The organism is Rhodococcus sp. 1168 (genome assembly GCF_002091955.1).
Classification (GTDB): domain Bacteria; phylum Actinomycetota; class Actinomycetes; order Mycobacteriales; family Mycobacteriaceae; genus Rhodococcoides.
The window spans coordinates 96,817-117,532 of the sequence record NZ_MKKY01000070.1 but is presented as its reverse complement, the minus strand read 5'-3'; the positions used below and the strand labels follow the sequence as shown (position 1 = coordinate 117,532).

The following is a 20,716-nucleotide window of genomic DNA, read 5'->3' as shown; positions in this document are numbered from 1 at the left end:
CTCTCGGCTGGTCTGGCAGGTGGCGATATCGGCGGGGGGCGGTGACACAAGGTTGATCAGCTAACGGTTGTGAACTTCTGTACGTCCTCGATCCGACGCACTGCGTCTTCGACGATCGAAGAGATCAGCTCGGCACAGGTTGGCAGGTCTTCGATCATTCCGACAACCTGACCCGAAGCCAACACACCAGCGTGCGTATCGCCGTCGACCAAGCCTGCTTTGAGCAGCATCGGGGTGTTCGCAGCCATGATGATCTGCTGCCACGTGCGATCGCTGCTGCGGCGCATGGCAATTCCGTCGCGGACGAGATTCGACCACGTCATACCGGTCATCGACTTGAACTTGCGAGCATTGCCGACAGCTGCGAAAAGGCCACGAGCGGGGTTCGACTGTTCGAGGCTCGTCACCAGCTCGGTGTTGAGCACCCGGTGGGGCATGCCGTCGACGCGTCGAGAGACGGTTGTGTCCTGCAGACCCCGTTTGAGGTATTCCTGCTTGACCGAATCGGGAACCGTGCTTTCCTGCGTCAACAGGAACCGGGTACCCATCGCAACGCCCGCCGCACCGTAGGCCAATGCTGCAGCGAGCCCGCGGCCGTCGTAGAAGCCACCTGCCGCCACCACGGGGATGTCGACGGCGTCGAGCACGGATGGCAGCAGAAGCGTCGTCGCGACAGGTCCGGTGTGACCGCCGCCCTCGCCACCCTGAACGATGACTGCGTCGGCACCCCAGGCGGCAACCTTCTTGGCGTGCTTGGCAGCACCGATCGATGGAATTACTACTACGCCTGCCTTCTTGAGCAGCGCGATCAGTTCTTCCTTGGGTGCCAGCGCGAAGGATGCGACACGCACGTTCTCCCGAATCAATAGATCGATGCGTTGACGAGCATCGGTGGCATCGGCACGGATGTTGACACCGAACGGCTTGTCGGTCAACGTCTTCGTCTTCGCCACTGCCGCTTCGAGCTCGGCGTAGGTCATCGTCGCCGACGCCAGGATGCCGAGGCCGCCCGCATTGGCGGTAGCCGCGACCAGGCGCGGCCCGGCCACCCAGCCCATGCCGGTCTGAACGACGGGATGTTCGATGCCGACCAGTTCGGTCAGCGGAGTGTGAAGGCCTGTCATCCCTTGACCTCGCGGCTACGCGACCCCTTGGGATCGATGACGCCCAGCAGAGTCATCTCTTCATCGGTGGGGAGCCTTGAATCGGTGACATCGGAGGTGTCGAGTTCGAATCCGGTGTTCTCGAGCACCTCGTCGACGGTGACTCCGGGATGCACCGAAAGCAGGCGCATCGCGTGGTTCTCGCCGGAGAAATCGAATACACCCAGATTGGTGACGACCCGGTGCAGATCATGATGTGCGAACCCTGCGTTGTCGGTGACGCGGTCGTAACCGACACCGGACACCAGATCGACGGTCTCGGTGAAGACGCGTGCCGAGTGCCGTGCAATCCAGTAACTGGTGCGGTGATTGATCGTGTTGCCGGGGGCGCCGCGGGAGCCGAACATCTGCCGCGTCGGCTTGTCGTGCGGGCCGAAGTGCGAAATGTTCTGGTTGCCGAACCGGTCGATCTGGTTGGCACCCATCACGACATGACGTCGACCGCTGGCAACGACGTCGAATACCTTCCGGTACGGGATCCAACCCTCGATCGCGCCGGTGGCACCGAGTGCCGGTGTGTCGGCCATGAGGAACGCCTCTCCATCGGAGAGAAGTAGATCGGGCTCGGTGGTGAGTTTGGCCAGGCGGGCGCCGATGCTGGGCATGAGGCCCATCGGGCTTGCCATGATCTCGCCTGCGCCTGCGAACATGTCCGCGCATGCAACTGCGCAGATGTCCGCCCGGGTGATGTCGATGCCGCTCATGCGGACGCCCCTTCCTGATTTGTCAGCTGAGCGAAGCGCTTCCATCCGTCGGGTTCGGACGCTGCCTCCGCATACTGTTTCTGGAGTTCTTCGTCGCGACCGTAATCAGGCACGCACGAGGTGAATCCGGCACCGCCCGGTGCCTCCACGACGCCGTCGACCATCATTCGGTTCAGCAGGAGAGCCTGCGGGGGAGCGCTCGCAACGAGGTCTGCGGTATCGACGATGCGTTCGACGGAGACGAAACGCTGTTCGGCTGCAAGGCAGAACAAGTCGTCGAAGTACGGGTCCGGGCCGAGGTATGCGGCGTTGCCGTGGGCGTCGGCGAGGTTCAGGTGAACCAGGGCGGCGTCGAGTTCGAGAGCAGGCATTGCGATGAGCTCGCTGGCATCGTCGTAGGGCGAGACCACGGTCTTCAACTCGGGGAAGTACTTCGGCACATCGGAACCGAGACCGGCACGCATCGGCAGGAACGGCAGTCGCTGTGCGGCAGCCTGGAGGCCGGTGTTGACCATGCCCTCGTCGAGCTCGCGGATCTCGATCTCTCCGGCCGTTCGGGCTGCGGAGAAGTAGGGGTCGTACGGAATGGAGTCGAGGGAGACGAAGCCGAAGTAGAGCTTCTTCAATTTCCCTGCGGCACAGAGCAAGCCGACGTCCGGTCCGCCGAAGCTGACGACAGTGAGATCGGTCAGGTCCGAGCGAAGGATCGACTGGACGAGAGCCATCGGCTTGCGGCGAGATCCCCAGCCCCCGATGCCGATCGTCATGCCGCTCTTCAGCCGGCCCGCGACGTCGTCGGCGGTAAGTACTTTGTTGCGCATTGCTGTCATTTTGCTGCTGCTCCTTTGGCACGTGCGAGATCGTCCTCGAACGATGCGCGGATCTCGTCGGCGGCTCCCGACAGGTTTAGTTCGAAGGTGAAGCCTTGCTCGTAGCGGTAGCTTCTGTGTACCGGCTGCAGATCGATACCGTTGAGTGCTTCCTTCGCGGCACGGATCACCCGCGGGTCCTTGGCGGCGATATCGCGCGCGATTTCCAAGGCCGTATCGTCCAGTTCCGCTCGCGGAACCACTCGGTAGACCGAGCCGTGGTGCTCCAACTGTTGCGCGGTGATGGTGGACGCGGTGAAGAACAGCGCGCGCATGAGGTGCTGTGGGACGAGTCGGGACAGGTGCGTCGCCGCGCCCAGGGCGCCACGGTCGACCTCGGGGAGTCCGAAGGTTGCGTCGTCGGAAGCCACGATGATGTCGGAGTTGCCGACGATCCCGATGCCCCCGCCGAGGCAGAATCCCTGCACGGCGCTGATGACCGGTACTGCGCAGTCGTAGACCGCTGCAAATGCGGCGGCGCATCCTCGGTTGGCGTCGATGAGGCGTCCGTGCCCGGAGTCGCGAGCGAACTCCTTGATGTCGACGCCCGCGCAGAACCCGCGGTTCTCCGCTCGCACGACCACGACGCGTGTGTTCTCGTCGCGGCTTGCTGCGGTGACTATGTCAGCGAAGTCGAACCATCCCTGCGTCGGATACGCATTGACGGGTGGGTAGTCGACCGTTACGACGGTGATTCCGTCGGTGGTGCTCGAAGTGATTGCCATTGATCAAGGATCCTCACGTAAGCCGAAAAGCAAGCAAGTGCTTGGTAGGTTAACACGAAGATGGAGATGTCGGTCTTCTAGATGGTTCAGGGCACTGCCCCGAGGGCTTCATTTGGCAGTTTTCATCGAATATCAAGATCAACATGTGCGGTGATCAGCAGGAAACGGTCGACCAGCAGGTATAGAGTTACCTTTTCGTTATCGTTACGGCGCCCAATGAGGGCGGTGCCGCTCCGTTCCGAGAGGATGAGAAGATTCCGATGCCCGTCGACTTCGCAGCACGTCTGAACAAGCTCTTCAGTATCGTGCATCCCCCTGGCCGCAGGCCTCACACCAATGCCGAAGTTGCCGACGCGCTCGCCGGCAGCGGACATCAAATTTCCAAGCCGTACATTTCGCAACTGCGGTCCGGTCAGCGCAACAACCCGTCGAACGAAACGGTTGCCGCACTGGCTCGCTTCTTCAAGGTCAAGCCGGACTACTTCTTCAACGACATCTACGCGGCCAAAGTCGATCACGACCTCGAACTTCTCGCTCAACTGAAGGGTTATGGCCTCCGGCGGTTGTCGGCCAGAGCTTTCGACCTGTCCGAGGAGTCGCAGAATCTCCTGAGTTCGATGGCGGAGAAGTTGCGAGCCAGTGAGGGTCTTCCGGAGGTTCCGCCGGACAGCACCGGATAGGGCGGTTCCTGCACGCATTCGGACGCCGATTTGTCGACTGGCATGGCCGCGAGCAGCTATTCTGGAAACTTGAGGGTTGCTGAAAAGTAGCTGATGCGGTTGAATCCTCAACGACAGATCTCGTTGACCATGCCCCGCACTCCCCTGCTCGACGAACGCGACTCCAAGTAAGCTGTGGGCCCGCGCAAATGGCCGCTGGGGCCACACCGCCTTCGGATCCAGTTCTGCAGGCGCTCGATCTGCACACTAGTGCGGCGCGCCTGAAGTGCCTGGGCGGTTATGTTTGATGAATTACTTATGCGCGCTGCCCCGTTGTAGATCCCCTGGCACCGACCGTGACCAGCTCGAGATGTGGACGACGAAGGCGGGGCCGGTGCAGCGGGTGAGGATCGTGTGGCTCGCCGCCGGCGGTGTTCTCATGCGTAGATCGCGCGCCGGTTCTCGATCTCGCGGCAGACCGTGATCAACTGGCGGTCCCGCTACGAGGACTCCGGCGTGGACGGACTGTTCGACGAAGACCGCTCCGGCCGGCCCCGCATGCTCGATCGTGACAAGTTGATTTCGGTGACATCGACACCGCCGCCGAAGAAGTGCGGTGTCAAACATTGGAGTTCGCGATTGCTCGCCGATCATCTCGGCATCGGTTACGGCACCGTCGAGCGAGTGTGGCGTGAGCACGGTGTCCAGCTATGGCGCACTGGCACATTCAGTTCTCTACCGACCCGGAGTTGGTCGCGAATGTCACCGATATCGTCGGTTTGTCTGGCGCCACCAGAGAGAACGCGATCGTGCTCGGCGTCGACGAGAAGTCGTAGATTCAGACGCTCGATCGCACCGCACCGCACCGCACCGCACCGCACCGCACCGCGTCGACGTTGCCGATGCAGATCGGTATCCCGGAGCGGCAGACCCACGACTACGTCCGGCACGGCACGACGACCTTGTTCGCTGCGCTCGACATCGCCACCGGTCAGGTCACCGGGATCTGTAAACCGCGCCACCGCCATCAGGAGTTTCTGGTGTTCCTCAAGCATGTCGCGCATGCCTATCCGGGCGAGGAATTGCATCTGGTGATGGACAACTACTCCACTCCCGAGAAGCAGGAGGTACGGGACTGGCTCGCTGACAACCCCCGCATCACGGTGCATTATCTTGCGGCCGGCGTTGGAGCCTTTGTCGGTCGGCACCGTGAGATGCTCGTCGGCAAACGTCAGCAACCCTGATCGCTGCGCCAGGGCCATGACCGGAACCAACCCAGCTGCGGACACGAGATTCGGGTGGTCGAACCTCGCGGTAGCGACCGGTCGGGTGTGAGAAAGTGGCGTCTGCGAGATGCCCTTCTTGTGGTCAGAATTGGTTCTGTACGAAGTACCATTCTTCCACCACAACAGGGCATCTCGCGTCTACGGCTCACCTATGAACCGCACCGAATCGGTGCCTTCAGGTTTAGGCCTTCTCGAGTTGGTCGCCGCGAATCCAGCAGGCGTGGAATCCCGACGGAACCCGCTGGGGTAGTAGCACCCGGGCGATTGGACCTCCGGCGATGTTCTCGGCATCGAAGATGTTGATCTCGCCGCGATCCTCAGCCTCGTCGTTCACGAAGCAGACCAGGTAGCCGTCGGTTTCGCTGGTGGAGCCGTCGCGCGCCGCGAACGGCGCTTCGGAACCCCATCGTCCCGGTCCGAACTTGTGCTCTTCCTTGGTTTCGGTCTGCGAGTCGAATTTTACGAGTCCGTCGAAGAGCAGGGTGGGCTCATTGGCGAGACTCATGTTGTACGAGTAACGATGCTGACGGCCCATGATTCGCGAGTCGATACTGGGGAACTCGATGTTGGCGTCGTCGAGCGGTGTCTCGATCGTTGTTCCGGTACGAAGGTTGAAACGGTACCGGTAGAGCTGCGCGTCGAGGCGCATGTAGGCAAGCATGTTGGAGAGTGGATGTTCGAATGTCGACTGGTGCTGGGGGTTCTTCACTCGGCAGACATCCATGATGATTTCGTCGCCCTGTTCCCAGGAGTTGACGACGTGATAGATGTAGCAGGGTTTTGCCTCGAACCAACGGACGTCTTGTCCGGTGCCGTGGCGGGGAATGACAGCAAAGCGGGCTGGTAGAGCCTGATCGTAGAAGATTCGGTACTTGCCGGCCTTCCGAGCCTCATGGTCTTGGACCAGAGGAAGATCCATCAGGACCGAGTAGTTTTCGGTGATTGCGATGTCATGCGGCAGACGGGGGCCGGGGACGTCGATCTTTGTTTCATGTGTCTGCGTGCCCTCGGCTCCGATGATTCCGTAGCGTAGGTAGTTCTGGTCCGGACCGTAGTCGAACCAGATGAGCTCGCCTGTCGTCTCGTCGACTTTGGGGTGAGCCATCATGTCTCCGGCGAATGTGCCTAGGAAGTCCTGTGCACCAAGTGTTTCCAACGAAAGAGGGTCAACGGCGTACGGGGCTCCACAGAGATACCACGTCGAAAGCACCTGGCCGCGGTGATAGATGACGTCGGTGTTGGACGCGTCCTTGATGCCGAGTCCGTGGCCGTTACCCCAGGGGTTGTCCTTGGGGTTCTCCATCAGGCCGGTCCACAGTGCGCGGCCGGCCTCGGATTCCTGCTCGAAAGACCGAGTTTGGACGTACCGGTTGCGGTATCTGACCTTGCCGTTCTCGAAGTGAGCGGCATGGATCATGCCGTCTCCGTCAAACATGTGGTAGCGCCCGGTGGCCGGGAACTGACGGTTCGGACCGTTCCGAAGGTAGACGCCGTTGAGATCCTTGGGAATCTCTCCGATCACGGTCAGGTCGTCAAGTGTCAGTTCATCTTTCACCGGAGTAAACACTCCGAGAAGGTAGGGGTTTTCTTCGTCGTTGTTCACAGGACGTGCGACCGCGATCGGCGCCTCGCCGCCAGGCAACTGAGTATTCGTCATCGTTTTCCTTCCATCGATTTGAGCTGCGGTCCCGTTCAGAGCCGGACTACCAACTGCGTGCATCGGAATTCGGCGATACGCCGACCTTCCTCGTCCCGGACGCTCGCATCCCACAGTTGAGTGCGTCGCCCGCAGTGGATCGGTGTGGCGACCACTGTGACCACTCCCGATCGTGCGGTTCCGAGGTAGTTCGTCTTGATTTCCAGTGTGGTGAAGGAATCACCTTCTGTCAGTGCCAGACGTGCGCCGATTCCGCAGGCCGTATCTGCTAGTGCGACAACAGTTGCCGCGTGCAGATAGCCGTTGGGTGCCAGGAGTTCTTCACGAACGGTCAGCTCCGCGATGACTGATTCTGCCGAGGCTTCGCGGATACGCATGCCGATCAGGCCTGGCAGTCGCCCTTGGAGCATGGCGTTCAGCTCATCGGTCAGCGGGAGGTCGGCGCCGGTGGGTGTTGCGCGCGGCAGACCTACCGGGAGTTGATTCTGGCTCATCGATCAACCGTTCTGCGCGATGTGTACTCGCAGGTCGCGACGCTGCAGTTTTCCGACGGGGTTGCGCGGCAGCTCGTCGACTGTGAGGAGCCGTTCGGGCAGTTTGAACGACGCAATGTCCTTGGCGCGCAGGAACTCCACCAGCTCGTCGAGTGAGACACTCTTCTCGGTCATGGGAACGACTACGGCACAGCACTTCTCGCCGAGGACGGCATCGTCGTAGCCGATGATCGCGATATCGGATACGTGGGGATGTTCGAGGAGCAGCCCCTCGATCTCGGCCGGCGCGATGTTCATTCCGCCTCGGATGATGATTTCCTTGCTACGGTCGACAAACTTGAGGTACTCGCCAGATTCTCCGCAGAGTTCGAAAACATCACCGCTGCACAGGTATCCGTCGTCGTCGAACGGGCTCTTTTCTGCAGTTCCCTCGAGGTAGCCGGCGAATACCGTCGGTCCCTTCAGTCGAAGTTCGCCGCGACCGCCGACCTCGGTGACGACCTCACCGGTCGTCAGGTCGACCAGGCGCACCGAGGTGCGTTCTGCAACCGGCGTTACCCAAGTCCGGTTAGTGGCACCGTAGTTGGGAAGATACTCGGCCCGTATCATCGGGTCGGGGGTATCGCACGCAGCCCCGAGTAGGCACACACCTTCATTGGATCCGAAGAAGTTGAGAACCTCGATACCGAGGTTGTTCTGCCACTCGCGCACTACCCCGGGAGGCAGAGGTGCACCGCCGGATCCGACCGTGTGCAATGACGACAGGTCGAACGAGGCAAGCAACTTCGGGTTCTGCAGCAGCATGCTTAGGACAGCGGGCGGCATACTGGCATGGGTGACATGGTGCTGTTGAACCTGGTCGAGGAAAACTCCGATGTCCAGCGGATGATGCTGGACCAGGTGCGCGCCGCTGAGCAGCCACGGCAGCAGAGAAGTCGCGAATCCTGCCATGTTCACCATCGGGAAGGGACCGAGAATGACTGAGTCCGAGTCGGTTCGCAGTCCGTCCTGCACCGCCTGGCCGATTGCGAGCCAGTCGGCGTGGCACCGGGGAACGCCCTTCGGTGCTGCCTCGGTTCCGCTCGTCCAGCAGATCGTGATGCAGTCGTTGATGGTTCGGTCGAGTTGTCCGTACACCTTCCGGACCGCCTCGATGGCGTCCGCCGTCGAGGAAGCCCCGTCCAACGGCACACCGGCATTGTCTTGCGATGAGCCGAAGGTGAAGACGTGACGCAACGACGGTGCCACACCGATGAGGGTGAGAGCTTCCTCGTGCGGGGCTCGGTCATGCAGTCGAGTCCCTGTGACGACGGCGACTGCTCCGGAAGATTCGACGATCCGGCTCAATTCGTGTCGTCGGTAGGAGGCCGGCATGGGTGCCGCAATCGCTCCGAGGCGCCACAATGCCAGGTAGGTGGCGGTAAGGGCGATCGAGTTCGGTAGCAGAACTGCAACAACGTGACCGGGGCCCACTCCATGCGCGTGCAAGGTTGCGGCGACGTCGTCGATCTGCGCATCGAGTTCACGCCAGGTCAACGAACCGGGTGCGATCCCGGCGATGTCCGAGAGGTTCTTCGGGTCGGTGATGGCGGGTGCGTCGCCGCGCGCGAGAACATGACCGTCGAAGAGATCGAGAATCGTTTCCGGAACCCACCATCCACGTTCGAGATGATCGAGGACCCGACTTTCGGGATGGCAGTCGCGCAACTGATTCGTCTGTTCTTGATTCATGATGGCGTTCACGAGTTCCGTTTCCTTGAATAGCTGGGCAGGCTTGGACGAGGCGCAGGGGAGAGGCTCATCGCAGGCGCCTGACAACGACGGCAGCGCCAAGTCCGAGGGCCGCCGGAATGGTGATCAGGGCGTACTCACCGTCGATGCGGCGGAGTTGGTCGAGGGCGTTGACGAGCAACACTCCGCCGCCGGCGCCGAGCGGATGTCCGGTTGCCATGGAACCACCCAGTGGATTCACGATGGCCGGATCGAGCTCGAATTCGCGGGTCATCAACAGCACAGAGGCGGCGAAGGATTCGTTCGCTTCCACGACGTCGAGTTGTGATGCCGTGATCCCGGCGTTGGCCAAGGCGCGCTGTGCTGCCACTACGGGCGCGGTCAGCAGAGGAGAACGCACGGCGGCCTGCGCGACACCGATTACCTCGGCTACCGGCTCTCGGCCGATGCGTGCCGACGCGGCGCGCGAGCCGAGGACGGACAACGCTGTACCGTCGGCGAGTTGAGGGGCGGTCGCCGAAGTGTGCAGTCCCGCTGCGGGTCGAGGAGCGGACCGCAATCGATTCGCCACCCGTTGCCACGACGGATCTTCCCCGAACAGTGTCGGCAGTTCGGCGAGCCCGTCGACGCTCAGGCCTGCGCGGGGGCCTTCGTCCGCGGAGAGGATCGTCGTGTCGTTCGACCGCACCGCAATGATCGAATCGGATGACGGCGCCGCAAGCGCCCGCTGGTGCGAGGAAATCGCGCACTCGTCGAGCTGTGTTCTCGTGAAGCCGTACTGGGCTGCCGTGAGATCGGCGGACACTCCGATAGTGACGTAACCCGTGCGATCTCCGAGGTCGTTGTCGATCGCGAACGAGGGCTTGTCGGCCATCATCGGGACCCGAGACATCGATTCGACGCCACCGGTGACGACGACGTCCGCAATGCCGGAAGCAACCTTGGCGGCGCCGGTCTCGAGGGCGTCGAGGCTCGAACAACACAGCCTTGATACGACACCGGCATTCACTTCGTCGGGCCAGCCGGCCCACAATGCGGCGGCACGCGCGACGTTGCCGCCCTGGTCGCCGACCGCGGTGCTTGTCCCGATCACGATGTCCCCGACCAGTTCTGGTGCAAGGCCGCGTTCTGCGGCAGCCGCGAACAACTGGCCGAGCAGGTCGTGAGCCGGGACGTTCGCGAGGGTGCCGCCTTGGCGACGAACCCGGGCTTTCGGAGTGCGGATGGCGTCGTAAATGTAGACGCCGGAGGAAAATTGCGACATGTTCTTTACCCCTCGACCTGACGGCGGTCCTGGACCATTCGGAATCGCCCAGCCACGAAGGATTCGTCGGTCAAGGTGGCGTTGCCGGCCGGGTTCAGGCCGGTGACGTGGTAATCGCTGTATGCGGCCGCGTACTGCATCGGCATCGACGAGACGAGATTGGCCGAAAGTGACGCCCCGGCATCGGCATACGCGTCCGCGATGCCGTCGATGGCGTCGTCGTCGGTGCAGTACAGGTACGAGCTGATTGCACCGTGTTGACGGATGCTTGCGGTCGCGTGCTCGACGGCAGCGTCACGGTCTGCGCAATCGATGAGGTAGGCAACGGGTCCGAACTGCTCACCGTCGGGCAAAGGGTCACCACGGCGCGGATCGACACGGATCAACAACGGCGTCACCGCGCGGGCCTGCGGGTACTCCGGGTGTGCGTAAGTAACTGGATTGCGCACCAAGGTTCCGTCAGTTTCCGCTTGGGTTGCAAGGGAATTGAGCGACTGAAGGGTGAGGTCGGACTGAAGCGCACCGCAGACGGCAGCTGCCCGGCGCGGCGCTCCCGCCAGATCGTCGATGGCTGCGCCGAGGGCGGCGACCACGTCGTCTCGGGAAACGACGCCGTCGGCTGTGCGGACGCCCGCATCAGGGATGTAGATGTTCTGGGGCGTTGTACACATCTGTCCGCTGAACAGTGACAGACCGCCGGCCAATGTTCGCATCGTCGCGGCCAGGTCCTGAACCGAATCGAGGATCACGGTGTTGACGCCGGCCGTCTCCGTGAACACGAGTGCATTCGAGACGTTGCGCTCGAGCCAGTTTCCGAATCGCTGGCTACCTGTGAAGTCAACGATTCGAGTGGCCGGATCGGTTGCCACGTCACCGGCGATGGGGCTCTCGGTCGTGTCGACGAGGAGTTGGACGGAGTCAGCCGGCAGGTCGGCTTCGGTGAGTACGTCCCGCATGATGCCGACGGCGAGTGCAGTGGCGAGAATCGATCGGGGATGCGGCTTGACGAGCACCGGGTTGCCAGTCGCGAGGTTCGCGAGTATCGCGGGATAGGCGTTCCAGGCGGGGAACGACGCGCAGGCAATGACGAGTGCCGTGCCGAGGGGGCGGGGGCGGAAGCGCTTCCGCAAAGTCACTGGGGTCTTGCCGAACGTCTGCTGCCAGGTAACTTCGCTGGGAACACGATTCATGGCAGCCCAGGCCATTGCAACGGCCTCCAGTCCACGGTCGAGAGCGTTTGTCCCACTGCCACTGCATGCCATGTTGAGACTTTGGCCGGTGGTGTGGGAGGTGACGGCTGCGAACTCCGGTCCACGCTGGTGGATACGATGCAACGCCTCGAGGCACACGCCGACCCGGCGCTGGACCCCAGCGTCACGCAGGTCTGCAGCCACCCGAGCGGCACCGTCCAAGGCTTCACGTGCGGTCGGTGCGCTATAGGTTACGTTGAGCGACTTCCCGGTGTACGGAGAAACCTCGTCGGCGGTGATCGTCGACGTTGAGGCTGTTGAAAGCTGCAGTACTGCACCGTCATATGCTCCGACAAAGGTGTCGGCCTGCTGGGAATCGGGTGGAGTGACGGGGGTAAATCCAGTCCATGCGGTGCGTGACAGATTGGCTTCTACTGCGGCGTGAAGTAGATCCAAATGGACTTCGAAGAACATGAACGCTCGTTCCTGTCGGCGGTAATTGCGACTCAGGGTGAGAATTGGCACAGAGTTTAATCAAGCACTGCGAGCTACTACGCGGGGTCCGGCGTATGGATGGGCTCACGGCGCCAACCAGGTTCTGCTACTGCTAATGAAGTTAAACCAGTGCGACTGTGGTTGTCAACGATCTGTCCTGGAATGCCTTGTGTGGCAGGTGGCCTGTTGCTCTAAGAGAATCCCCAACTGTCCTTGCGGAAATATCCGCGCACAGTTGCGAAAAGTGACCCTCACGTTGTCTACTTCAATAAGTGTAGTTAATTGGAGGGATCGAGTTCGAATGTCAATCGCAAATGTGGTGCGTGATGCAGCAGACAAGTACGGCCCCAGCGTGGCTGTGGAAGACAACGAACGTTCACTGACGTTCTCGGAACTGTCCGACCGAGTCCATCAACTGGCGGTCGGACTCGACAATTTCGGCGTTTCACGTGGCGGTACAGTCCTCGTGCTTCTCCCCAACTCCGTTGCATCTGTTGAGGTTGACCTCGCCTTGACTGTCGGGGGATACGTTCGAGTGGCGCTCAACCCGCGTGTCGGCGAACGGGACTGGGCAAGAATCGAGCAAGACTGCGCTCCTCGTGCGTTGATCTTCGACCCGAGGGTTGAGGGAGCGGCTGACTTCGCGTCACGGTCGACCGCTAAGGCCGTCATCGCAGCTCATCACAGTAACAACGCCCGGACCACGCTCGAAGAAGTTATCGCCGATGCACCGGTCGGTGTCTCCCCCAGAACCCCCGACCCTGCGTCCCTCTGTGCTCTGCACTATTCGTCCGGTACAACAGGTGTACCAAAAGGGGCGCAGCGGTCACACACAAACCGGCTCGCGTCGCTACGCGCGATGCGAGAGCACGTGCTCGAAGACAGCCTCGACGGGCCGGAACCTTCGGTGTTCATCCATGCCGGGCCAGTGATCCACACGAGCGGGTTGTTCGTCCTCCCGTTCCTCGAGGCCGGAGGCCGTCAAGTGCTTCTCGATCATCCACGTCCCGAGGACATGATCGACGCCATCGAAACGCATGGTGGGACACACACGGCGCTGGTGCCTACCGTCGTGGCGCGCTTGCTGGATTTCGATGACGTACAACTTGGCCCGATGCGCCGCCTGCGCATGCTCGCCTATGCAGGCGCGCCGATGCCGGTCGAGCATCTCCGTCAGGCATACCACCGGATCACGCCGAATCTCGTGCAGTATTACGGGATGGTCGAGGCGATTCCGCCGCTGACCGTACTCAGTGCAGCTGATCACCGCCGGGGTGTGGCGGAGGACGCGGACGTGCTCAGCTCGGTCGGGAAGCCGTGCGAAGGAGTCGAAATCGAGTTCCGCGACAGCGGTCAGACCGTCCCGGATGGCCTGATCGGCGAACTCGTTGTCAGCGGACCTTCGGTGAGCCCCGGGTACCACAACGCAGAAACACGAACCGACCTCGGAAAAAGTCATGACAAAGGACTCCTGCACTCCGGAGACCTCGGGTTCCGTGCGACCAACGGTTACGTCCATCTGACCGGTCGCAGCAAGGACATGATCATTACCGGGGGATACAACGTCTACCCGAGAGAGGTCGAAGAGGAGATCTCCGCGATACCTGGCATCAATGATGTTGTCGTCATTGGCCTTCCAGACCCACTCTGGGGTCAGCGTATCGTCGCGGCGTACACCGTCGAGTCCACCTCGACGATCGACGAACCGAGCGCCCTGGCCGAATGCCGGCGCCGGCTTCCTGACTTCAAACGTCCCAAGTCCGTTCACCACGTCGACGAGCTTCCGCTGACACCACTGGGAAAGATCGACAGGGTCGGTGCAACGCGACTGCTAGAGCAACTCACGCAGAAAGCCACCGGGTGATCCGAAAGGACATGCAGTGGTTGAACTCCGACATCTGAACCCGAAACAACCTTAAGTAGGTACCAATGAACAGCCCGCTCCTCACTGCCCTCCGTCTCCCCATCGTTGCCGCGCCGATGTTCTTGGTCTCGGGACCCGACCTCGTCGTCTCTGCATGTCAATCAGGTGTCATCGGTTCATTTCCCACGCAGAACTGCCGGACCCTCGACGACCTCGACAGCTGGATGGGGTCGATTACGGATCGTCTCGGTGCTGACGGAAATGGTTCCACCAGTCCGGCTCCGTGGGCCGCGAACCTTGTCACCCACAGCAGCAACGAACGTCTCGCGAACGACCTCCGCCTGATCGCCGAATACAAGCCCAAGGTGGTCATTACAGCCCTTGGCTCCCCGAAGCCGGTCATGGACGTCGTGAAAGGTTACGGAGGCATCGTGATTGCGGACGTCGTCAACATGAAACTTGCACACAAGGCCGCAGATGCGGGAGTCGACGGTATGGCGTGCATATCTGCAGGGGCTGGTGGACACACCGGCCATCTCTCCCCGTTCGCCTTCACGTCTGCTGTCCGCGAGTTCTTCGATGGCATGATCATCATCGGCGGTGGAATCAGCGACGGTTACGGAGTTGCAGGCGCCATTACCGCGGGTGCTGACCTCGTATACATGGGAACTCGATTCCTAGCGGCGGAAGAGAGCATGGCACAGCAGGCGTACAAGCAGATGATCGTCGACAGTGGCCCCGACGATCTTGTTGTCAGTTCAGCTGTCACAGGCACCCCGGCATCCTGGCTGAAACCCAGTCTGATCGCGACTGGACTTGATCCCGACAACCTTGCGCCACTGACAGGGGAGAAGAACTACACGGCCGGCGGCGGATCGCTCAAGCGATGGAAGGACGTGTGGGCGGCCGGCCAGGGACTGCAGACCATCCACGCTGTCGAGCCGGTGAGCGACATCGTCGACCAGATCGCTGCGGAGTACGACGCTGCGCTGCAGCGGATTTCGTCCTTCCGTCCAGTGGGAGTCGGGGTCTGACAGCGTCAAGCTGGTAGATACGGACGGGCCGAAATGCATCGCATTCCGGCCCGTCTTGTCGTTGGCACAATCTCGAGGTCTTTACACCTCTACGACGACGGCGATTCCCTGTCCGACTCCAATGCACGCAGTCGCGATACCGATACCGCCGCCCAACCGGCGAAGATGCCGCATGCAGTCGACGACGAGTCTGGCGGCGGACGCCCCGAGTGGATGCCCCAGTGCGATAGCCCCTCCGGAGGGGTTTACCCGATCCACCGGTATCTGCGACAACTCGCGCAGGCATGGTAGCACCATCGCTGCAAATGCCTCATTTATTTCGAGTACCCGAACGTCGGCGAAGTTGAGATTCAAGCGGTCCATCGCCTTGTGTACCGCGGCCACTGGTGCCAGCGCAAAACGTTGAGGTTCCACGCCGACTACTGCCGAGGTCAAGATTCGTCCCAGCGGCTCAACTCCGAGATCGTCTGTGCTAGCCCGAGTTCCGACCAGGGCGGCCGTCGCGCCGTCGCTGATAGGTGATGAATTGCCTGCCGTCACAGAGCCTCCCGGGGAGAACGCCGGACGCAACGAGGCGAGTTTTTCCGTGCTTGTCTGTCGAATCAGTTCGTCACATTCCAGACTGGGCAACGGATCCACGAATCCGGAATGAACCCCGTCCGACCATGCCTGGGATGCCAGTTCGTGCGACCGCAGGGCCCACTCGTCCTGCTCTTCGCGGCCGACCCCTCGTTCTTCGGCGATCAACTCGGCTGAACGCCCGAGAGTTTCCACCCAGGGCTGCGGGAATTGAGGATTCACCATCCGCCATCCCACCGTTGTCGAGACAAGTTCGACTGAACGTGGAAACGCGGAATCTAAGGGAGGCAGGACGAAGGGCGCTCGGCTCATGCTCTCCGAGCCGCCGGCCAGATACAGATCTCCTTCTCCTACCGCTACCCGCCGAGCGGCCGATGCGAGGGCTTCTGCACCGGATCCGCACAGCCTGTTGACCGATACACCGGGGATGCTCGTCGGAAGACCCGCAAGGAGCGTAGCCATTCTCGCTATGTTCCGGTTGTCCTCGCCGGCGCCGTTTGCATTGCCCCACACTACATCCTCGATGCGAGAAGCATCAAGGTTCGGGTAGCGGGCGATCAAGGAAGCGATGGGTAACGCGGCGAGATCGTCGGCACGTATGTGCGCCAAGGATCCTCGTGCAGCACCGAACGGCGTCCGAGCCGCATCGATCACCCACGGCGCAGAATCACCAGAACCGAATGTATTGCGTTTCATGCCAAATCATCCTTCGTGAGTGTGATGGCGGAGTTGGGAGAACCTGGGCGATGTGGGCAGACTTCTGTTGTTGAAGCTCAGCGGTGAGGTAACTGCCGGCTACTGCGTTCGAAGGTGATCGAACCGCACGCTGGTTCGATCAAGCCGGCTGTTGCAACCACGGCACTTCAATACCGGTTCTACAAGCGCGTCACACAGCCTGTGACGGATGATGAGGCCTCGCCCCGTCGCATCCGGAAATGCCTGCCCGGACCACCAGATGAACGATGCGTACACGCCGAACAAGTCCATGCCGCGGGCAGTCGGTCGGTACTGCTGCCCAGGTTCGCACTTGCGGAGAATGTCCGCTGCGCACAGTCGGCTGAGCCGATCGGTGAGAGTTGTGGGAGAAACATTCAGGGCCGCCCTGAAATCACCGAACCGCCTGGCACCGGCCAGTGCATACCCGGTTACAAGAGCACTCCAGCGATCTCCGATCGCTTCCATTACGGTATTGAACTGCATATCCCCGCTTTGCGTGGGCTGGCTGGGAAGTCGACTCGAACGTCGGCGGGCACCCGATGTCGACGACCAGACTGCGTCCGATTCGATCTCGACAACGGTGTTACGTGCGGTGATGTGGTTGTCGCATTCCCAACAAACCACAACTGCAGGTCCACGGTGTCCACACTGTTCATGAACCAACTCGGGTTCCCCGGCTCCTTCTGCGGTCCATTCGCGCTGCCAACCCCACAGGCACACGAGGATTAGCCACGTCGACAAGCCCAATTCGGTGAGTTGGTATTCGTATCGTTCCGGCGTGTCCGGCTGTGGCACTCGGTGAAACACACCCCGTAGGACAAGGGCATTGAGTCGGTCGGCCAGTATCGCAGGCGGAGCGCCGGTGCGTTCGAGCCACTGATTGAACCGGCATGTCCGTTCGAGAAAGGCGTCCCGCAACACTGCAAGTGTGAGTCGATCGCCCAGAAGCTCAAATGTCGCTGACGTGGCGTTCATGATGTCAGAATTTTCTAGATCATGGTCGATCGTCACTACAGCTCATTCCTCGCAGTCTGGAGGCACCGTTTCCGGCGCAACTGGCCAGTATCGCTGTTCGGGATCGCAACGAAAAACAGTCCACCAGAAAATTTGCTACATGTTCCGCGCAGTCGCGTTCGGCGGTCGAGTCGCAATCTTGCAGATCGTGACGTTCAAACGCCTCCGTTCTTCGATACAGTAATTGTACTACAATCGGCATCCGCGCATAATTTCGCCTGTAATTGTCCGTTCGCCTGCTGTCGACCTATAGCAATTCGCCAAAATCTAACGCAGCACTTGCTCTTCGAGAGCTTCGAAAATGACGTCGGCTCGAGATATTTCGATGTTGCAGGCATTGCAGGTATACCGGGGGAGCAGGATGTGGTCGCCGGCTCGATGGAAGAACTCGAGCCCGGACAGTCCGTCCTGGGACAGGTGAACCTTTGCCCAATCGTTGAGTGCGGCGAAAACCGGAAAGAAGTCCAGGCTCTTGGGCGTCGTACGGTATTCCTGACGGCGGGCGCCGTCTGTGACAGGCGCCCGTGCCAGCATTCCGTTCTCGACGAAGACGGTGAGCCGGTCGGTGAGGGTGACCGGGGAGATCGAGCCGAGTGTGTCCTGGAAGTCGCTGAATCTGCGAATGCCTTGCAAGGCGGCGGACAAGATGAAGGTGGACCAACGTTCGGCGAGAACGCTTGTCGAGTCCATGTTGTCTGCGACGTCGTTGGCGGAGGATCGGCGGGATCTGCGATCGCTGACATCGAGAAGCAATCTGTCGTCGACCTCGGTGTAGACATCGCGGGCTGAGACGCCGATCGCATGGCATTCTCCGCAGCCGAATACGGGTGCGATGAGATGACCGCAGGTGAGATGCCGAAGCGCAGTCTCGGATTTTCCGCTGACTCGGGGTGCCCAAGCTCGGTCCCACGTCCAGAGTGCAACAAATGTCTGCCAGAGTTGCTCTCCTGATTCGGTGAGCGCGTATTCGTTTCGCGGCGGTGTGCTCGAGTACTGACGTGCTTCGAGAATGCCGTCGGACGTCAGTCGGGTGAGCCGTTGTGAGAGGACCGCATCTGAGATCTGTAAGTCGTCGCCCAGTTGCCGGAAGCGTCGTGCGCCGCCCAACGTGTGGCGAATGATCTGCAGGCTCCATTTGTCGCCGGCGATCAGGAGCGCGTGCCCCAAGGCGGACGACGCGGGGCGCGGCGCGTTCGCAGGGGTATGCGGCTTCGTGGACATGGCTTCATCATTGCAAACCTCCGTTCCTGTGTTCGACCGGCTCGCCGATGCCTCCGACACAGGTATCACTCTCGTAAACGAAGTGATGGTGATCCTCTCATGGAGCAGGAGGCCTGTCATTCTGGCGGGCTCATTTGGAGATAAGCCACATAAGTCGTTCGAAAGTCCGCAAGCGTAGCCCGAGTAACTATGGGTATTGAAGTAATTGGATCAAGGCGCTAATCTTCGGGACAAGCGATTGTGATGTCGGCAACCGTGTTCCCAGCTCCTTGTCCAGATTCTGCGGACGATTCCCGAGAAGGAAGTGCACAGCGATGAGATTGCATCCTCAAACGACGGTGGACGAGTACACCCGAGCCGGCTTGTGGGGGCAGGAATCGTGGGACCTGCTGCTGGCAAAGAACGTCGCAGCGCAACCCGATGCCATTTCCATCGTCGACCCGGCAAATCGGGCCGCCATCACTGACGGTCCGCCGCGAGAACTCACCTGGGCGGAGCTTTCAGACCTCGTAGATCGACTCGCGGTCACGCTGTTGGACGCAGGAATCGGTATTGACGACGTAGTGGGCGTGCAGTTGCCCAACTCGGTCGAGCTCTCGGCGGCGCTGCTCGCGATCACCAGTATCGGCGCCATCGCCTCGCCTCTGCCCGTCCAGTACCGCGAGTACGAGCTTGAACAGCTAGCCGAGCTCGCGAAGTTCCGTGCATTCGTGACGGTCAGTCGCGTTGGCAGTCACCGGCTGGTCGACTCGGCCGTGACGGTCAAGAGCAGTGTCCCCAGCCTTACGACAGTGTTCGCATTCGGTGACAACCTCCCGGCCGGCGCCGTGGACATGGGAGCAGCATCGGCAGACGTCACTGATTTCAGCGCTCTGCGCGAGCACCGCACCACATTCACCGCCGATCCGAACGACTGCGTCACGATCTGCTGGACATCGGGTACGGAGTCGACGCCCAAGGCAGTTCCGCGGTGTGCCAACGACTGGTACGGCTCCGCCATGGGGAGCGTATCTGCCGCTGCTCTCACGCGAGATGACGTGCTGCTCAACCCCTTTCCGATGGTCAACATGGCCGGAATTGCCGGCATGTTCCTGCCCTGGCTCATGACCGGTGCGACGCTGGTGCAGCATCATCCGTTCGATGCGCCTACCTTCTTCGGCCAGTTGATGCAGCGCAAAGTCACGTACACCGTCGCACCGCCCGCGCTACTGACCCGCGCACTCGCAAGCGACGCGGCGTCCGCAGGTGTTTTCGACAGCGTCCGCGTCATCGGCTCAGGCTCGGCTCCGTTGTCTCCTCACATGATCGGGGAGTACAAAGAACGTTTCGATATCGAGATCAACAACTGCTTCGGCTCCAACGAGGGCACGTGCCTTGTCGGTGACCAGGTAACCGTGCCGGAGCTTGGCCGTCGTGCCGTCTACTTCCCGCGGTTCGGTTCGCCCGACCACACCTGGGACAACACCGCGTCGCTCGGGATGGACAATCGACTGGTCGATCTCGCGACGGAGGAAGAGATCACCACAGCGGGTGTGCCCGGAGAACTGCGAATCAAGGGGCCTCAGGTTTTCGCGGGATATCTCGAGGGAACGGCATCGTCGAACCCGTTCGACAAGCAGGGATACTTCGCGACCGGCGACATTTTTCAGTACGTCGCCGACGAGACCGGCGATCTGCGGTACCTCCAGTATGTCGACCGCGCCAAGGATCTGATCGTGCGCGGCGGTATGAACATTTCACCGGCCGAGCTCGAATCCATGCTGGCCGGACATCCAGCGGTGGCCGAGGCCGCCATGATCGGGATTCTCGATCCGGAAATGGGCGAGCGCGTCGCAGCGGTGATCGTGGCTTCCGGCGACGTCGACCCCACACTCGACGACATCCTGAATTTCCTTCGCGCACAGAATATTGCAGCCTACAAACTGCCCGAATCCTTGACCGTGCTCGACGAATTGCCGAGAAATCCTGTCGGGAAGGTCGCCAAGCGTGACCTTCGAACGATGGTCGCCACAGTTTCGTCGAGTGCGTCCAAGAGTTAAGGAGAAGGTCC

18 protein-coding genes and 2 pseudogenes are annotated in these 20,716 nt (G+C 61.2%); 7 read left to right on the top strand and 13 right to left on the bottom strand.

Annotated elements, in window-relative coordinates; translation table 11 throughout:
- Window positions 1-56: 56 nt before the first annotated feature.
- The 4 genes from BJI47_RS13565 to BJI47_RS13550 are packed head-to-tail and all read right to left on the bottom strand — an operon-like array spanning window position 57 to window position 3,461.
- A complete protein-coding gene (locus tag BJI47_RS13565; protein ID WP_088944202.1) occupies window positions 57-1,124 on the bottom strand; it encodes a nitronate monooxygenase family protein in 1,068 nt (355 codons plus the stop codon).
- Window positions 1,121-1,867: a CoA-transferase subunit beta gene (locus BJI47_RS13560; RefSeq protein WP_088944201.1), complete on the bottom strand. Its 747-nt coding sequence runs from the start codon at window positions 1,865-1,867 to the stop codon at window positions 1,121-1,123. Before BJI47_RS13560 ends, BJI47_RS13565 begins: the two co-directional genes overlap by 4 nt.
- Window positions 1,864-2,697 carry a CoA-transferase gene (locus BJI47_RS13555; RefSeq protein ID WP_088944200.1) on the bottom strand — a complete coding sequence of 278 codons (834 nt, stop codon included), beginning with the start codon at window positions 2,695-2,697 and terminating at the stop codon, window positions 1,864-1,866. The genes BJI47_RS13560 and BJI47_RS13555 overlap by 4 nt, the downstream gene beginning before the upstream one ends.
- A complete protein-coding gene (locus BJI47_RS13550; RefSeq protein WP_084345451.1) occupies window positions 2,694-3,461 on the bottom strand; it encodes an enoyl-CoA hydratase family protein in 768 nt (255 codons plus the stop codon). The genes BJI47_RS13555 and BJI47_RS13550 overlap by 4 nt, the downstream gene beginning before the upstream one ends.
- 260 nt (window positions 3,462-3,721) lie before the next feature.
- Here BJI47_RS13550 and BJI47_RS13545 point away from each other — a divergent pair, with 260 nt between their 5' ends.
- From BJI47_RS13545 to BJI47_RS24665, 4 genes and pseudogenes are all read left to right on the top strand, one after another.
- A complete protein-coding gene (locus BJI47_RS13545; protein WP_088944199.1) occupies window positions 3,722-4,141 on the top strand; it encodes a helix-turn-helix domain-containing protein in 420 nt (139 codons plus the stop codon).
- Between the two features lie 459 nt (window positions 4,142-4,600).
- Window positions 4,601-4,750: pseudogene (locus BJI47_RS24675) on the top strand (IS630 family transposase); the annotation flags it as partial.
- 80 nt (window positions 4,751-4,830) lie between these two features.
- The gene (locus BJI47_RS24670; protein WP_254900586.1) at window positions 4,831-4,956 is read left to right on the top strand and encodes a hypothetical protein; all 126 of its coding nucleotides are present in this window, start codon (window positions 4,831-4,833) and stop codon (window positions 4,954-4,956) included.
- A gap of 66 nt (window positions 4,957-5,022) precedes the next feature.
- The gene (locus tag BJI47_RS24665; RefSeq protein ID WP_088944198.1) at window positions 5,023-5,364 is read left to right on the top strand and encodes a transposase; all 342 of its coding nucleotides are present in this window, start codon (window positions 5,023-5,025) and stop codon (window positions 5,362-5,364) included.
- Here BJI47_RS24665 and BJI47_RS13530 read toward each other — a convergent pair.
- The 6 genes and pseudogenes from BJI47_RS13530 to BJI47_RS13505 form a co-directional block, all read right to left on the bottom strand.
- Window positions 5,290-5,475 (bottom strand): annotated as a pseudogene (locus tag BJI47_RS13530) (IS1380 family transposase); the annotation flags it as partial. The gene BJI47_RS24665 and the pseudogene BJI47_RS13530 sit on opposite strands and share 75 nt — an antisense overlap.
- Window positions 5,476-5,587: 112 nt before the next feature.
- Complete coding sequence (locus BJI47_RS13525) at window positions 5,588-7,063, bottom strand: carotenoid oxygenase family protein (RefSeq protein ID WP_088944197.1); 1,476 nt, start codon at window positions 7,061-7,063, stop codon at window positions 5,588-5,590.
- Window positions 7,064-7,098: 35 nt separating this feature from the next.
- Window positions 7,099-7,557 (bottom strand): PaaI family thioesterase, encoded by a 459-nt coding sequence (locus tag BJI47_RS13520; RefSeq protein ID WP_088944196.1) that lies wholly within the window; start codon window positions 7,555-7,557, stop codon window positions 7,099-7,101.
- Between the two features lie 3 nt (window positions 7,558-7,560).
- Complete coding sequence (locus BJI47_RS13515) at window positions 7,561-9,300, bottom strand: class I adenylate-forming enzyme family protein (protein ID WP_254900585.1); 1,740 nt, start codon at window positions 9,298-9,300, stop codon at window positions 7,561-7,563.
- Between the two features lie 55 nt (window positions 9,301-9,355).
- Window positions 9,356-10,552: a thiolase family protein gene (locus BJI47_RS13510; protein WP_088944195.1), complete on the bottom strand. Its 1,197-nt coding sequence runs from the start codon at window positions 10,550-10,552 to the stop codon at window positions 9,356-9,358.
- Window positions 10,553-10,557: 5 nt separating this feature from the next.
- Entirely contained in the window at window positions 10,558-12,216 is a 1,659-nt protein-coding gene (locus BJI47_RS13505; protein WP_088944194.1) for an aldehyde dehydrogenase family protein, read from the bottom strand.
- 322 nt (window positions 12,217-12,538) lie between these two features.
- On the opposite strand from BJI47_RS13505, the gene BJI47_RS13500 reads away from it, so the two are divergent.
- Window positions 12,539-14,101: a class I adenylate-forming enzyme family protein gene (locus BJI47_RS13500; RefSeq protein WP_088944193.1), complete on the top strand. Its 1,563-nt coding sequence runs from the start codon at window positions 12,539-12,541 to the stop codon at window positions 14,099-14,101.
- 65 nt (window positions 14,102-14,166) lie between these two features.
- Window positions 14,167-15,135 carry a nitronate monooxygenase family protein gene (locus BJI47_RS13495; RefSeq protein ID WP_088944192.1) on the top strand — a complete coding sequence of 323 codons (969 nt, stop codon included), beginning with the start codon at window positions 14,167-14,169 and terminating at the stop codon, window positions 15,133-15,135.
- An 81-nt stretch (window positions 15,136-15,216) separates the two neighbouring features.
- Here BJI47_RS13495 and BJI47_RS13490 read toward each other — a convergent pair whose 3' ends face one another.
- The 3 genes from BJI47_RS13490 to BJI47_RS13480 form a co-directional block, all read right to left on the bottom strand.
- Window positions 15,217-16,410: a thiolase family protein gene (locus BJI47_RS13490; RefSeq protein ID WP_088944191.1), complete on the bottom strand. Its 1,194-nt coding sequence runs from the start codon at window positions 16,408-16,410 to the stop codon at window positions 15,217-15,219.
- Between the two features lie 99 nt (window positions 16,411-16,509).
- Window positions 16,510-17,406, bottom strand: coding sequence for a helix-turn-helix domain-containing protein (locus tag BJI47_RS13485; RefSeq protein ID WP_088944190.1), 897 nt, complete (start codon window positions 17,404-17,406; stop codon window positions 16,510-16,512).
- Between the two features lie 306 nt (window positions 17,407-17,712).
- Window positions 17,713-18,666, bottom strand: coding sequence for a helix-turn-helix domain-containing protein (locus tag BJI47_RS13480; RefSeq protein WP_176224848.1), 954 nt, complete (start codon window positions 18,664-18,666; stop codon window positions 17,713-17,715).
- 314 nt (window positions 18,667-18,980) lie between these two features.
- Here BJI47_RS13480 and BJI47_RS13475 point away from each other — a divergent pair, with 314 nt between their 5' ends.
- The gene (locus BJI47_RS13475) at window positions 18,981-20,705 is read left to right on the top strand and encodes a class I adenylate-forming enzyme family protein (protein WP_088944188.1); all 1,725 of its coding nucleotides are present in this window, start codon (window positions 18,981-18,983) and stop codon (window positions 20,703-20,705) included.
- Window positions 20,706-20,716 lie beyond the last annotated feature (11 nt).